Origin of the sequence: Candidatus Accumulibacter contiguus, from assembly GCF_036625285.1 — a bacterium.
Classification (GTDB): domain Bacteria; phylum Pseudomonadota; class Gammaproteobacteria; order Burkholderiales; family Rhodocyclaceae; genus Accumulibacter; species Accumulibacter contiguus.
Genome location: NZ_JAZKUC010000002.1, coordinates 1 through 13,738, shown reverse-complemented (window position 1 = coordinate 13,738; position 13,738 = coordinate 1). Strand labels below are relative to the sequence as shown.

Annotated in this window: 14 protein-coding genes; 8 read left to right on the top strand and 6 right to left on the bottom strand. The window is 60.8% G+C overall.

Annotation, left to right across the window (positions count from 1 at the left end; genetic code table 11):
- Positions 1 to 54: 54 nt before the first annotated feature.
- The gene (gene clpA / locus V5B59_RS18550; RefSeq protein WP_034913684.1) at positions 55 to 2,313 is read right to left on the bottom strand and encodes an ATP-dependent Clp protease ATP-binding subunit ClpA; all 2,259 of its coding nucleotides are present in this window, start codon (positions 2,311 to 2,313) and stop codon (positions 55 to 57) included.
- Between the two features lies 1 nt (position 2,314).
- The gene (clpS, locus tag V5B59_RS18545; RefSeq protein WP_034913686.1) at positions 2,315 to 2,623 is read right to left on the bottom strand and encodes an ATP-dependent Clp protease adapter ClpS; all 309 of its coding nucleotides are present in this window, start codon (positions 2,621 to 2,623) and stop codon (positions 2,315 to 2,317) included.
- A 258-nt stretch (positions 2,624 to 2,881) separates the two neighbouring features.
- Between clpS and V5B59_RS18540 the strand changes: the two genes are divergently transcribed.
- Positions 2,882 to 3,085: a cold-shock protein gene (locus tag V5B59_RS18540; protein WP_015768464.1), complete on the top strand. Its 204-nt coding sequence runs from the start codon at positions 2,882 to 2,884 to the stop codon at positions 3,083 to 3,085.
- A 121-nt stretch (positions 3,086 to 3,206) separates the two neighbouring features.
- On the opposite strand, the gene moaC is transcribed toward V5B59_RS18540, so the two are convergent.
- Entirely contained in the window at positions 3,207 to 3,689 is a 483-nt protein-coding gene (gene moaC, locus V5B59_RS18535) for a cyclic pyranopterin monophosphate synthase MoaC (protein ID WP_034913691.1), read from the bottom strand.
- Positions 3,690 to 3,833: 144 nt separating this feature from the next.
- On the opposite strand from moaC, the gene V5B59_RS18530 reads away from it, so the two are divergent.
- The 7 genes from V5B59_RS18530 to V5B59_RS18500 all read left to right on the top strand — a co-directional run bounded on the left by V5B59_RS18530 (position 3,834) and on the right by V5B59_RS18500 (position 10,231).
- Complete coding sequence (locus tag V5B59_RS18530) at positions 3,834 to 5,291, top strand: beta-barrel assembly-enhancing protease (RefSeq protein ID WP_169069399.1); 1,458 nt, start codon at positions 3,834 to 3,836, stop codon at positions 5,289 to 5,291.
- 28 nt (positions 5,292 to 5,319) lie between these two features.
- Positions 5,320 to 5,547, top strand: a complete 228-nt coding sequence (locus tag V5B59_RS18525; protein WP_034913707.1) for a sulfurtransferase TusA family protein — start codon at positions 5,320 to 5,322, stop codon at positions 5,545 to 5,547.
- 127 nt (positions 5,548 to 5,674) lie between these two features.
- A complete protein-coding gene (pabB, locus tag V5B59_RS18520) occupies positions 5,675 to 7,375 on the top strand; it encodes an aminodeoxychorismate synthase component I (RefSeq protein ID WP_248594673.1) in 1,701 nt (566 codons plus the stop codon).
- Positions 7,376 to 8,113: 738 nt separating this feature from the next.
- Positions 8,114 to 9,079, top strand: coding sequence for a hypothetical protein (locus V5B59_RS18515; RefSeq protein WP_169069397.1), 966 nt, complete (start codon positions 8,114 to 8,116; stop codon positions 9,077 to 9,079).
- A complete protein-coding gene (locus V5B59_RS18510; protein WP_169069396.1) occupies positions 9,003 to 9,221 on the top strand; it encodes a VCBS domain-containing protein in 219 nt (72 codons plus the stop codon). The genes V5B59_RS18515 and V5B59_RS18510 overlap by 77 nt, the downstream gene beginning before the upstream one ends.
- A 136-nt stretch (positions 9,222 to 9,357) precedes the next feature.
- The gene (locus tag V5B59_RS18505) at positions 9,358 to 9,501 is read left to right on the top strand and encodes a hypothetical protein (protein ID WP_169069395.1); all 144 of its coding nucleotides are present in this window, start codon (positions 9,358 to 9,360) and stop codon (positions 9,499 to 9,501) included.
- A 226-nt stretch (positions 9,502 to 9,727) separates the two neighbouring features.
- Positions 9,728 to 10,231, top strand: a complete 504-nt coding sequence (locus V5B59_RS18500) for a PEP-CTERM sorting domain-containing protein (RefSeq protein WP_332352219.1) — start codon at positions 9,728 to 9,730, stop codon at positions 10,229 to 10,231.
- Between the two features lie 694 nt (positions 10,232 to 10,925).
- Here V5B59_RS18500 and V5B59_RS18495 read toward each other — a convergent pair.
- The 3 genes from V5B59_RS18495 to V5B59_RS18485 all read right to left on the bottom strand — a co-directional run.
- Complete coding sequence (locus tag V5B59_RS18495; protein ID WP_169069393.1) at positions 10,926 to 11,783, bottom strand: amino acid ABC transporter substrate-binding protein; 858 nt, start codon at positions 11,781 to 11,783, stop codon at positions 10,926 to 10,928.
- Positions 11,784 to 12,112: 329 nt separating this feature from the next.
- Positions 12,113 to 12,898, bottom strand: a complete 786-nt coding sequence (locus V5B59_RS18490) for a DUF2272 domain-containing protein (RefSeq protein WP_248594671.1) — start codon at positions 12,896 to 12,898, stop codon at positions 12,113 to 12,115.
- Positions 12,899 to 12,929: 31 nt separating this feature from the next.
- Positions 12,930 to 13,738: serine hydrolase domain-containing protein (locus V5B59_RS18485; RefSeq protein ID WP_332352218.1), on the bottom strand; the 809-nt coding region annotated here is incomplete at its 5' end.

Below are 13,738 nucleotides of genomic sequence, written 5' to 3'. Positions count from 1 at the left end.
TTGAGGTAAAGAAGTGACCATTGTTCGGTGCATGACCCTGGTTATCCGGGGGGTTCAGGCAAGCACCGCGTGCTCTTCTTCGAAAGTCAGCTTCACTTTCTTGTTTTCGTCGATGTCGACGGTGACGTGGCCGCCGGAAGCCAGTCGCCCGAACAACAGTTCGTCGGCCAGTGAAGCGCGGATGGTGTCCTGAATCAGGCGTGCCATCGGGCGGGCCCCCATCAGCGGGTCGAAGCCTTTCGCAGCGAGATCCTCCTTGAGTGCTGTGGTGAATACCGCTTCCACCTTCTTTTCATGCAGTTGTGCTTCGAGCTGCATCAGGAATTTGTCTACCACGCGCAGGATGACGTCGTGGTCAAGCGCTCCGAAGGAGATGGTGGCATCGATCCGGTTGCGGAATTCGGGGGTAAAGATCCGCTTGATCTCGGCCATTTCGTCGCCGGCCTGTCTGCTTGGATTGAAACCCATCGTTGCTTTCTGGATGGCCTCCTGTCCGGCGTTGGTGGTCATGATGATCACCACGTTGCGGAAGTCTGCCTTGCGTCCGTTGTTGTCGGTCAGCGTGCCGTGGTCCATGACCTGCAACAGGATGTTGTAGATGTCGGGATGCGCCTTTTCGATTTCATCGAGCAACAGGACACTGTACGGCTTCTTGGTGATCGCCTCGGTCAGCAGTCCGCCCTGGTCGAAGCCAACGTAGCCGGGTGGCGCACCGATCAGGCGTGATACGGCGTGCCGCTCCATGTATTCCGACATATCGAAGCGCACCAGTTCGTTACCGAGACAGTACGCCAGTTGCTTGGCTACCTCGGTTTTGCCGACTCCCGTCGGACCCGAAAACAGAAAGCTGCCGATGGGCTTGGTGGGGTTGCCGAGACCGGAACGGGCCATCTTGATCGATCTGGCAAGCGCGTCGATGGCTGCATCCTGGCCAAAAACCACGGCTTTCAGGTCACGGTCGAGATTCCTCAGGTTGTTACGGTCATCGGACGAAACGTGGGTCGAGGGGATGCGTGCAATCTTGGCGACGATCTCTTCGATGTCGATCTTGCCGATCAGTTTCTTCTGCCTGGACTTGGGAAGGATCCGCTGCGCGGCGCCCGCTTCGTCGATGACATCAATCGCCTTGTCCGGCAGATGGCGGTCGGTAATGAAGCGTACCGAGAGTTCGACGGCCGAGGTCAATGCCGCAGTCGAGTATTTGATGCCATGATGGGATTCGAAGCGTGACTTGAGCCCCTTGAGGATCTCGACCGCTTCGGCGCTCGATGGCTCGTTGACGTCGATTTTCTGGAAACGCCGTGACAGTGCGTGGTCCTTTTCGAAGATGCCACGGTATTCGGTGTAGGTCGTCGCGCCGATGCACTTCAACTGGCCGGTGGACAGGGCGGGCTTGAGCAGGTTCGACGCATCGAGGGTGCCGCCTGAAGCCGATCCTGCGCCAATCAGGGTGTGAATTTCGTCAATGAACAGAATTGCCTGCGGATTATCGCTGAGCTGCTTCAGAACGCCCTTCAGGCGCTGTTCAAAATCACCGCGATACTTTGTGCCGGCCAGCAGCGAGCCCATGTCGAGGCAGTACACATTCGCTTTGGAGAGAATTTCGGGAATCTCGCATTCAACGATCCGGCGTGCCAGCCCTTCGGCAATGGCAGTTTTTCCGACGCCCGCTTCGCCGACCAGCAGTGGATTGTTCTTGCGCCGGCGGCAGAGTGTCTGAATGACCCGCTCAAGCTCCCGGTCACGGCCAATCAGGGGGTCGATCTTGCCCTGGAGAGCCAAGGCGTTGAGATTGATGGTATAGCTTTCGAGTGGGCCAGCGGCGCTGGGCTGTTCGCTTTCCGCCTCGACTTCAGGCTCGCTGCGCGGTGTGCTCTGCGGCACCTTGCTGATCCCGTGCGAGATGAAGTTGACCACATCGAGGCGACTGACGCCCTGTTTTTGCAGGTAATAGACCGCGTGCGAATCCTTTTCGCCAAAGATCGCGACCAGGACGTTGGCGCCGTTGACCTCCTTCCTGCCGGAAGACTGAACATGCAGGATGGCGCGCTGAATCACGCGCTGGAAACCCAGGGTGGGTTGCGTATCGATCTCGTCATCGCCAGCGACGGTTGGCGTGTGCTCGCCGATGAAGCGGGTCAGGTCCCGGCGCAGTTGCTCAATGCCTGCTCCGCAGGCGCGCAGGGCTTCGGCAGCCGATGGGTTGTCGAGCAGTGCCAGCAGCAGGTGTTCGACGGTGATGAACTCATGGCGCTTCTGCCTTGCCTCGACAAATGCCATGTGCAAGCTGACTTCAAGTTCCTGCGCAATCATTTCAGTTTTCCTCCATTACGCACGCCAGGGGATGCTGGTTACTGCGTGCGAAGGTTGTGACCTGTTGAACCTTCGTGGCCGCGACGTCGCGCGGAAAAACTCCACAGACTCCGCGGCCCTCGGTGTGTACTTTGAGCATGATACGCGTCGCGTGTTCTCTATCCAGCCCAAAGAATCTTTGCAGAACGACGATTACGAAATCCATCGGGGTGAAATCATCGTTCAACAACAGAACCTTGTACAGGGGCGGCGGCGCGAGTTGTGTACGTTTCGCTTCGAGCAGGGAACTGTCTTGATGCTTTGTGGCCATGCGTGAATTCTAACCAGTCTTTACGGATGCGCAATACCAGAAATGCCATTTTCGGGGTGTTAGACGGTGCTGCGGGCAGCAAACATGGAAAACGCTTGACGTCGCTGCCTGATCTAGCGTAAAACGCTTACATGCTCTTAGTTTAGGCAGCTGGTTGGTGTTTGTCCATGACTGGAATCCCTGATCAGCTGGTGTTGAATTAGAAGCATGCAAGTCGGGCGATACCCGGGTTTAGTCTTTTTTCAAGGAAGTGGCAATATGGCAACAGGTACAGTGAAGTGGTTCAATGACGCCAAAGGTTTCGGCTTCATTACTCCGGACGATGGCAGTGAAGATCTCTTCGCCCATTTCTCCGCGATTACCATGGGCGGTTTCAAGACCCTCAAAGAGGGCGAAAAGGTCTCCTTCGACGTGACGCAGGGCCCGAAGGGCAAGCAAGCATCGAATATTTCGCGCGCCTGATTTTTTGGGTGTGCAATAGGGACCCGCCTTCGGCGGGTTTTTTTTCGCCATCAGGCTCGGATCTCGACTGCTTTCCGCCAGGCTTCCGCGCCAGTGCGTTCGATCTAGCGATCTGCTGCTCTCAACCTGCTGTCCAGTGTCCTGACTTGCCGCCAATTTTCTCGAGCAGGCGCAGGCTTTCAATGCGCATCCCGCGATCGACTGCCTTGCACATGTCGTAGATCGTCAGCAAGCCGATACTGGCGGCGCAAAGCGCTTCCATCTCGACACCAGTGCGGCCGAAACACTCGGCACGCGCCGTGCAATGCACGCTGTTGGCTTCGTTATCGATGGCAAAGTCGACAGAAACCTTGGTCAAGGCAATCGGGTGGCACAAGGGGATCAACTCGGAAGTGCGTTTGGCGCCTTGAATCGCGGCAATCCGCGCAACGCCGAGAACGTCACCCTTGCTGGCCGAACCCTCCACAATCCGGGCCAGGGTTTCCGGCTGCATCAGGATGCAGCCGCTGGCCATCGCCTGCCGATGAGTCTCGGTCTTTTCGCCGACGTCGACCATTTGCGCCTGACCTTGCGGATTGAAGTGGGTGAGGGGGTTGGCGGGCATGATCGTCAGTGAGGTAGGCGGGTACTCACCTATGGACGTACCCGAAATGGAGCCAGTGATATTCGGTAACGCTTGGTAACAATTCGCTGGCTGTGCATTGGTTATCATAGCACCATCTCCATTCGTCCATGTCCGGGAGCCGCGTTGAAGCGAATCACCTGTGCCGCCGTATTCCTGACCGTGGCCGCCTTGTTGGGAAGTTCCTCGCTGCCGGCAGACGAGCTTCCCGACCTTGGCGAGGCAGCGCGTGCGGAACTCTCGCCGCAACTCGAACGAAAGATCGGCGAGCGCATCATGAATGAAATCCGCTTGCGTGAGCCGAGCTACGTGGACGACGCAGAGGTCACCGACTACCTCAATCGTCTGGGCAGCCGCCTGGTAGCAGCCAGTGCGAATCCGTCCCGCGATTGTCAGTTCTTTTTCATTCGCGATAACACCGTCAACGCGTTTGCGATGTTCGGCGGTTTCATCGGCGTGAATACCGGGACGCTGCTGACGGCGCAATCGGAGTCTGAACTGGCCGGCGTACTCGCGCATGAAATTTCGCATGTCATGCAGAATCACCTGGCACGGCAGATTGCCCGCGAGAAGCAGAACTCGATCGCCAGCATGATCGCCATGGCTGTCGGCGTATTGGCTGCCCGTTCCAACTCGCAGGTGGCCAGTGCTGCGATCGCGTCGGCACAGGCAGGATCGATCCAGGCGCAACTGGCCTACAGTCGTGATTTTGAACGAGAGGCCGATCGATTGGGGTTTCAGACGATGACCCAGGCGGGCTACGACGTGCGCGGCATGGGGGACTTCTTTGGTCGCCTGCAGCAGGCCGGTCGGGTATATGAGAACAACGCACCGGTCTATATGCGCTCGCATCCGCTGACCCTGGAGAGGATTTCCGACATGCAGAACCGGGCGCAGGGTGCCCCCTATCGGCAGGTAGCCGACAGCCTGGACTTTCATCTTGTGCGCGCCAAGCTGCGCGCTCAGATGAGCACGCCGCGCGAGGCAGTCAACGAGTTTGGCAAGCAGTTACGGGAAAAGAAATATGTTTCGGAGGTGGCGACCCGCTACGGATTGGCGTACTCGCTGTTGAGGGCCAAGGAAGTGGCTGCCGCACAGCGAGAAGTCGAGGCGCTGAATGCGCTCAAGGTGTCTTCTCCAATGACCGCCGGTCTCGCGGCCGAGATCAGGATGGCGGCCAATGACTTGGCCGGCGCACTGGCGATCTATCGTGATGCCTTGCAGCGCTATCCGCAGTCCAGGTCACTGGTTTATGGTTACGCCGAAGCACTGCTTGCCGGGGGAAACCATGAGCAGGGCCAGCTCTTTCTGGACTCCCAATTGCAGGTCTACAGTTCCGACTACAAGCTATATGCCCTACAGGCCAGGACCTTCGCGGCGGCGGGCAGGCGCCTCCAGCAGCATCGAGCGCAGGCCGAGTTCTATCTTCTGCAGGGACAGTTGGGGCCGGCCGTTGAACAACTGCAGTTTGCACAAAAGGCTTCCGACGGCACTTTCTTCGAACAGTCTGCGGTGGACGCCCGCCTGCGCGAATTGCGCAAGCTGCAGGCGGAAGAGGCGAAGGAGAAGCGAAATGGCGGGTAAAATACGTCTTTCGTTGGGGATCCAGGCCATGCATTTCGATCGAGAACTAGACGTCAAAGGGCTGAACTGCCCGCTACCAATTCTGCGTACCAAGAAGGCTCTGTCCGAGATGTCTCAAGGGGAAGTGCTGCACGTACTGGCGACCGATCCGGGTTCGCTCAAGGATTTCGAGGCCTTCGCCCGGCAGACCGGTAATGAGCTGCTGTCGAGCACCGAGGCAAACCAGGTTTTCGAGTATTTCCTCAAGCGCAAGTAAGGCGCCGCCTGGCAGACGGGCTCCTGCCACTGTGCTTCCCTCCAGATCGCCGGCTGCTGTCTGCCCCTTCGCCCTGTTCGATGGGGACGGTGGAAATACCCTGCTGCTGAGCAACTGCCGTCGATCCATGGCACTCGACGGCGCTGCCGATCCAGCGCAGGTTTTCGGTACGATCGAGATGGCACTGGCCGCGGGAAACTGGGTGGCGCTGGCGGCCGACTACGCTCTCGGCGCAAGCCTCGAGCCTGCGCTCGCCAGACCGTCGCCAGGGCGGCCATTGCTGCGGGCCTGGGTGTTTGCGCAGGCGGAGTGGCTTGACATGCCGGCAGTCGAGGCTTTCCTTGCCGAGCAAGTGGCAGCGCTTCCCGAACATCAACGGCTGGCCGGAATCGCCGAATTGTCGCCTGGCGTCGATGCGGCAAAGCATGCCGAGCAGGTCAGGCAGATTGGTCACTGGATCGCCGACGGCGACTGCTACCAGATCAATCTCACTTTTCCGCTGACCTTCCGGATCTACGGTCATCCGCTGGCGCTGTATGCGCGCTTGCGCGAGCGGCAGCCTGTTCGCTATGGGGGCTACGTCGGCAGTGGCGAGGAAGCGATTCTTTCCTTCTCGCCGGAGCTGTTTTTCGAGCGCTCGGGCAGCCGCGTCGTGACGCGTCCGATGAAAGGCACGGCGCCGCGTGGCGGTACGCCGCTGGTCGATCAGGAGCGGCGGGCGGCACTGCTCGCCTCGGCGAAGGAGCGCGCCGAGAACATCATGATCGTCGACCTGCTGCGCAATGACCTGGGACGACTGGCGCAGCCGGGCAAGGTGCGCGTCGAAGCCTTGTGCGAGGCCGAAGCCTATCCCACGCTCTGGCAGATGGTGTCTACGGTGGCCGCAGAATTGCCGGCAACGCCCCTGCTCGAGCTGTTCGGCGCGCTGTTTCCCTGTGGCTCGGTCACCGGCGCACCGAAGATACGCGCCATGCAGCGCATTGCCGAGCTGGAAGAATCGCCGCGCGGCCTGTATACAGGCGCTCTGGGCTGGTTGGCGCCGACTGGCGACTGCCGTTTCAATGTCGCCATTCGCACCATCGAAATGGGAACCGGCCAGCGGGCGCGCATGGGGGTGGGCAGCGGCATCGTCGCCGACGCGGATGCGGCGTCCGAGCATGCGGAATGTCTACTGAAAGCGAATTTTCTGACCGCTTTCGATCCGGGATTCGAGTTGTTCGAAACCTTGCGCCTCGAAGACGGGGGGTATCCCTGGCTGCCTTTGCACCTGGATCGTTTGCAGGCATCCGCTCGCAGCCTCGGTTTCGCCTGTGCGCTGCCGACGGTGTCCGCGGTGCTGGCGGCAGAAGCTGCTGGGCGGCCGCGTGGGGTCTTTCGCGTTCGTCTGACGCTCGCGCATGACGGCAGTTGCCGCGTCACTGCGTCGCCTTTCATGGACCAACCCGGCCGCCAGTGGAGCGCACGCCTGGCGGCTGAAACGCTGCCTGACGACGACTACCTGCTGCGCTACAAGACCACGGCGCGCGCCCGTCATGAGCGCGCACTGGCGGCGCTGACGGCATGTCCCGCGGTCTTCGACACGATCTTTCTCAACACGCGCGGCGAGGTTTGCGAAGGCGCACGCAGCAACGTCTTCGTCGAGCGCGGCGGGGTGCTGTTGACGCCGCCTCTGCACTGCGGCCTGCTGCCCGGCGTGCTGCGCCGCCAACTGCTCGAATCGGGGCGCGCGCTCGAACAGGTGCTACGGCTCGACGACCTGTGCGGGGCTTCCCGGCTGTATCTGGGCAACGCCCTGCGCGGTCTGCTGCCGGTGTCGCTCGAATGCTGACTGCAGCGGCAGTGCCTGGCACCACCACGTCCAGGTGCCTTGGTCTCTGAGTTCGCTGCGCAACAGCAGCCCGGTGTCTCGTCCGCAAGAATCAGGTCATGCTGCAGCGGCATCTGGTAAGCGTACTGATTGCCAGTGCGGGCGAGAACGAGAGCGATCTCCAGTCGTGCCGGCGATCTCTTTCATCTGTTCCGGTGAGTATGTTCTTTGGCAAAAATCACCTTATACTTGCCATGGTGGAGTGGGATTTTCATCCCTGCTATATGATCGGTTCAGGGGGGACTCCTTCGGGTGACGATCATCCCGAAGGCGCGCCCTCCTCTCGTCCCACCGGTGCACCGTCCTGGCCAGATGGCTACGATCCGACGGCATGCGTGGGCACCGGTGCTAGTTCCGGGGGAATGAACTACGACTACCCGTGCGGGCCCAACCGCGTGGAGCGCCAAGTGCCGGTCGGTTACGACGGTCCGGACTCTGCCCGTCCGCCCTGTCCGCCGGGCTCCCCAGGGGTGTTCGTGAGTGGTCCTGACGGCGGTGGCAGCGGTCTTGGTAGCGGCGGTGGCGGTGGTGGTGGCGAGTCGTCTCCCAGTGGCCCAGGGGTCCGCTACATCGGCAATCCGCAGGAAGAAACGCCGACCAACGTGCATTGCGACGAGCCCGGCGAGGTTCCGGATTGCCTCTTGCCACTCGGCCTGAAGATCGTCGGCGGGTTGATCATCGGGGCCGCGCTTCGACGGGGTGACGCAGGTCGACGATTTGGCCGAGCGGGCACTCACGCATGCGGATTTCCGCGCGTACCAGATCGATGCCTACGACCAGGCGCTGCTGAACAACGTACGCGAGGCCCAGGTCGAACTGCAGATCGAGCAGTTGAAGCAGGTCGAAGGAGTTTGCGCGACGATTCGCTTGCGGATCGAACAGGACCTGGTGATGAGCCGGCAAGCCTTCATCGGGTCGCTCACGCTGGAATCGGACGACGAGGATTTGAGTCAGATCGCACTGAACCTGGTCATTACCGACCTTGCCGGCAACGTCGTCGCGAGCAATGTGTTCGGCATCAGTAACGACTATCTGTCCGGGATCGACGCCCTCGATGGGGCCGACGGCCTCGCTGCCGGCGGCTCGTTCACGTCGGAGGACACCTTCCTGCCCTCGACACTGGCTGCCCCCGAGGGACCGGCGGCCTACCGGATCGGAGGAACGCTTTCGTTCCGCGACGTGACCGAGAGCCACGATCACCTCATCCAGCTCGATCCGGTGACCGTCCATGTGCTGCCGCAGGCAGAGTTGACGCTCGACTACTTCCAGGAGCGCAATGTGGTTTCGGACGACCCGTTCACGGACGATGTCGTCGAGCCAGCGAGCCCGTTCCTGCTCGGCGTGCTTCTGAGCAATGACGGGAGGGGAACCGCCGATTCGCTGCGCATCGAATCCGCGCAGCCGAAGATCATCGACAACGAGAAAGGCTTGCTCGTCGATTTCAAGATCATCGGTTCGCAAGTCGATGGCGAAAGCCCATCCGGCAGCCTGACCGCTGTTTTCGGCGACATCGGTCCCGGCGATACGGCAGCCGGCGCGTGGTTCCTCGAATGCTGCGGGCACACTCGTGGGGCCGTTGGCGACGGGCGTGGCCGCGAGCATCGCCGGCAGTTTCGGCTTCCTCGTCCTGGGGGCAGACGGCGCGTTCCGCTACACGCTCGATGATCAGAAGGAGAGTGTGCAGGCGCTCGACGCTCAAGGGCAATTGGTCGACGTCTTCACGTATACCATGAAGGACGCTGCTGAAGCGACGTCGACCGCCACCCTGACCGTGACGATCCATGGCGCAAACGACGCCCCGGCCTGACCGACGACGACCCGGCCGCGAACAGCGTTGCCGAGGGTGCCGCGAACGGAACGACGGTCGGAGTGTCCGCCCGGGCAACAGATGTCGATTCGCCAGCGCTGTCCTATTTTTTGTCTTTGCGGGGCAAAGTGCCAACGTGTTCAGCGACAGCGTCACGTGGTTCGAGATTCGCGGCAATACCATCATCCAGGCCGACGCCGACGGAAAGATCGAGGCTGACTTCACGCTGGTTCTCGTGGGCACGAGTCTCGGTCTCAGCGCAGCGGATTTCGTCCTTTGAGGAGCCTGCACGTGCGACCGATCGACGTCAATACGGCGGGACGCAACAATATTCGCCAGGTGGAGTGTCGGTTTTTTTTACAGTGTCAGTCGAATCGTTATTGTAACATACTGATCAAAAAAGAAATTAATGACTGGCACGGTCATTGCTTACGTGTTGGGCAACCAAAAGCTGGGGATTTCCGGCCGCAATTGGTGACCATATACCTAACGAAAGGAAAAACATCATGTTCTTGACATGGAAAAGATTGGCCGTTGTGGCCGCACTAGCCACCGCAGCGCCTTTGGCCTCTGCTACGGTATTGCCGCTTGGCTCGTGGCAAACCTTTAGCTTCGGCACTGCGCCGTCGTTCATCGATACCTACACGATTGACGTGGCCCCAGGTTCGCATGTGAAAGTGAAGATCGTCGACGGCTTCGTCATCGGCGACGAGTTCTCGTACTCGGTCGACGGCGGAGCACTGCAGTTCACCTCCGATGCGGATGCCAACGACGGCATCCAGTCGAATGCTTTCGACGGCGACGCTGCCTGGGCTGACGCGAGGCTGAGCAAGGCCCTGATTCTCCTGCTGCCCGGTTCGCATACCATCGACATCGCCATTACCGAGAATGCCTTGGGCACTTCGGGCGGAGGTGCGTTCATTCGGGCGGACCTTCCCGAACCCGCAACGCTTGGCATGATCGGCCTAGTGCTCGCTGGCCTCGGCTTCAGCCGCCGTAAGGTTGCCTGAGCGTCGGTTAGGCTACTCCGCCGCAAGGAACGAAACCCCGCTGCGGCGGGGTTTTTTGCGTCTTGCGGCTCCTGACGGGAAGCCGACCGGGTACTGGCAGAGCGAGCGGCGAGCGGGGTTGCTCAGGAAAGAGCGGTGCTCGCGTGCGGCGAGTTGTGGACTTGCCCCGGTGGTGTGTGCTGCGTTGCACGAGGCCACTACGCGGAGGAGAGGCGGCCGAAGCCGAAGATCTGGTCGGAAAGGCATCGGTCTTTATTGCCAGGGCTTGTTCTCATTGATCATGATGATATCCCATACGCAAAACAATCTTGACTCAGGGGGCCAGTTTACCGGCTGTGACCGCCTGAGGCGTTCGCGTTGCGGTTCGAGTTTTTCGAGCGTGGCGACGAAGTCCTGGAGGCGCTTCCTTTCCTGTTATGCCGCGATATCGGCGTTGCCACCGAGTAGACCCGTCAAGCGCCTGGCCATCCCATCAAGCTGTCGTTCGTCGTAAAGACGAGAGCGCACGCTCTCGGGCATCCAGCGATCATGCACAAAGACCAGGCTGCCGTCGCCTGCTCGGAGCCTCCCTGCCGACAACGGCCCCGACTGTCCGGCTCGATGGGCTCTCGCCCGTGGCCTCGCCGACGCGATGGATCTTTGCTGCAAACGGCAGCGGCGGTGCCGCGGGGCGCCCACCGCCGCCCGCTGCGACCTACTCGGGGAGGCCGTTGAGGAGGAACATGGCCTGCAGGGCATCGTTCGGCTTGCCGAGTTGCCCGAACCAGCGGCCGAGAATCGGGCTGATCTCTCCGGAACGGTAGAGCCTGGCCAGGGTGCGGTCCACGGCGAGACGGAAGTCGGCGTCCCGACGCATCGCCAGGCCGTAGGGTTCGTAGCTGAACTGCAGTGTGGCAAGCGCAAAGGCCTGTCCCTGCCCGCGCACCAGGGCCGTCGTGATCAGCACCGTGCGATCTGCCGCATAGGCAGTGGCCGTCTTGTCCTTCAAGGCCTGCATGGCCGCATCATGGTCTGCCACCTTGAGCAGGTGAACATCGAGCTTGCCTGCCTTGATCAGGTCCTCGAGCGTCTTCTCGGTCGTCGTTCCGGCCACCACCGCTACCCGTTGGCCCTTGGTGGCTTCGGGGGAGGAAGGCGCCTCGCCGTCGCGAAACAACAGGCCAGCACCGTCGATGAAGGTCATCAGACTGAAGTCGAAGTCGGCCCGACGCGATAGCGTCTGAGTCGTATTGCCGCACTCCAGGTCGATCGCCCCGCTCTTCAGCGCTTCGAAGCGACTCTGCGCAGTCACCGGCACCCAGCGCACGTCGAGCTTCGGCAGTTCAAGTTGTTTGCCAAGATCCTCGGCGACGATCCGGCACAGGTCTACGCTATAGCCGCGCGGCTGCTTGTCGTCGCCGACGAATGAGAAAGGCATCGAATTCTCGCGGTAGCCGAGCTTCAGGGTCCCGGACTGCTTGATCCGGGCCAGTGCCGATTCAGATGCCATGGCCGGCATGGCGATGGCAAGGCTTGCGGCAAGCCCGCCGAGGAGAAGAGTTCGTTTGATCATTGGATTCCTGTCGAGTGGAGAGGGAGAGGTGGTCCGCAGCAAAGGAGATCATGCGGGCGCCGCAAGTATGCACAGCAACAACGGGTTTTTCCACCATAAGGACTGCCTTTTCCCGGCCAGCCAGCGCCACAGCGCTTGCCAAGCTCGCTAGTGGATTGCTGCCCCCGGCAAAGGCTCGGCGCCCACCCGGTAGCTTCGTGACGTGGCCCGCAGGATGCGGAGTTCCCCAGCCGCCGCTGCGCGCGCCTCGACGATCGGCGGTCGATCAGGGGTTGAAGATCAGAAACTGCCGAACCAGCCCCGGAGGGAACTGACACTCGAACACGCCATCAGTCCAGGCGATTCTCGATGATGAGAAACCATGGCCTTTGGCCCGCATATTGCAAGTAGCCATCCGGGGACAGGGTCAAAATGGTTTTTGAAACGGAATTGCGAACATTGCCGCCAATGGCTTGCAAGGTTCGCCCGTTGGTTTGCACAACGATATCGCAATGCAGCCTCGAGTTGAGTGAGTCCGGTAGAGTTTCCACCAGTTCTTGAGGCTCGACCTTGCTTCGGGTGGCACAGATCAAATCCCCGGGTTGGGGTTTGTATTGCTGGATGGTGTGCGGCATAAAGACGGCGAATGGATCGTGGGCGTTGGCAAGAAGACGGTTGAGATACAAGCGGTGGGCGCTGCTTGGAGGGAACAGGTCTTTTGGCACACCCGCCGTCTGCATGATCCAGCTGATGAAGGCAGCGGACCACGGTTCTCTGCAGTCGTAACCGGACAGCCGGTACTTGCCGACTGCGCGCCAATACTGGTTGATCCGATCACTGTGGTCGTGATCGTCATCTTCCCAGATTCCCACACGCGGAATGCTCTCGTCGTCGCCATCGATCACGACCGTCTGCTGGCCGAAGTAGACCCATTCAGCGTTTGCGGCTGCAATGATCTTGTACCTCCAGTAACCCAGCTGCGGTGATGCGGGCGATTCCGGCGATTCCGGACTGTCGGCCTGGGGTGCGGTCTCCTGTGCTGTCGGTTGTTCGTCTGGGGCTTGCGCAGGCATCTTCGGTGGCGACCCACAAGCGGCCAAGGCAAAGATCAACACGATCCGCAGATGTCTGATCATCACCATGTAAGCTTACACACGGGAAGGCGGGTCATAGTTGAGTCAGCATGGCGTAGCGTCGCCGATGAATCGCCAGTGGGTCCAGAAGTCCTCCTTCGGGCCCGCGTCTGTGAGCCAGGAGACAGATGCAACTCGCGTCGTCGGGGCGAAAAAACATCGCCGGGCCCGTAAAGCCCGTATGCATCCACCACGATTGACTGATTCCGGTGGGGGGCACATTGGGCAAGTGCGGCGGCATGTCCGTCCCGCTGAACTCGATGACTCGACAAATGCCGTTCAGTGGCAAACGTTCCAGCAGTTCGCCGAACTGGCCAGGGCCGTTCAATACGCGCCAAAGCCCAAGTCCCCAAACGGTGCCGTCGACGGATCGTGCATGCGCGAGCGCCATGTTCGGTGCATGAGTCGTCCGCCATGCCATGAGCCACGGCAACAGAAGTTGGGCATTCGCAGCGAAGCCGGCGTGGCCGATCATCCCGGCTCGCGCATTCGCATCGTGCGGCAGGTTCGCCATGCCTTCCGGAAAGGCAATGTTGTTGGCGGCAAGGAGCCAGGCCTCCTGGTCCGGCCCGGGCGGAAGTGTGATTGGCGCCTCACTCCACGGAGCTGGCACGAGACCAGTCATCTGTTGCCCAAGTTTCGCCCAGGAGCCGCCACTGACCGCTTCGACGGCCTCAGCCAGCACACGGAACCCAAGGTCCGAATAGCAGGCCGGAAATTCGCCGAATTCTGCGACTGGCTTTACCAGCAGAGGGTGTCGATTCCAGGGAAAGGGGGCGGCGAGTTGCTGAGCCAGCGGAACGCCATTATACGGAAGCCATGGCGGCAAACCCGCCGTGTGCG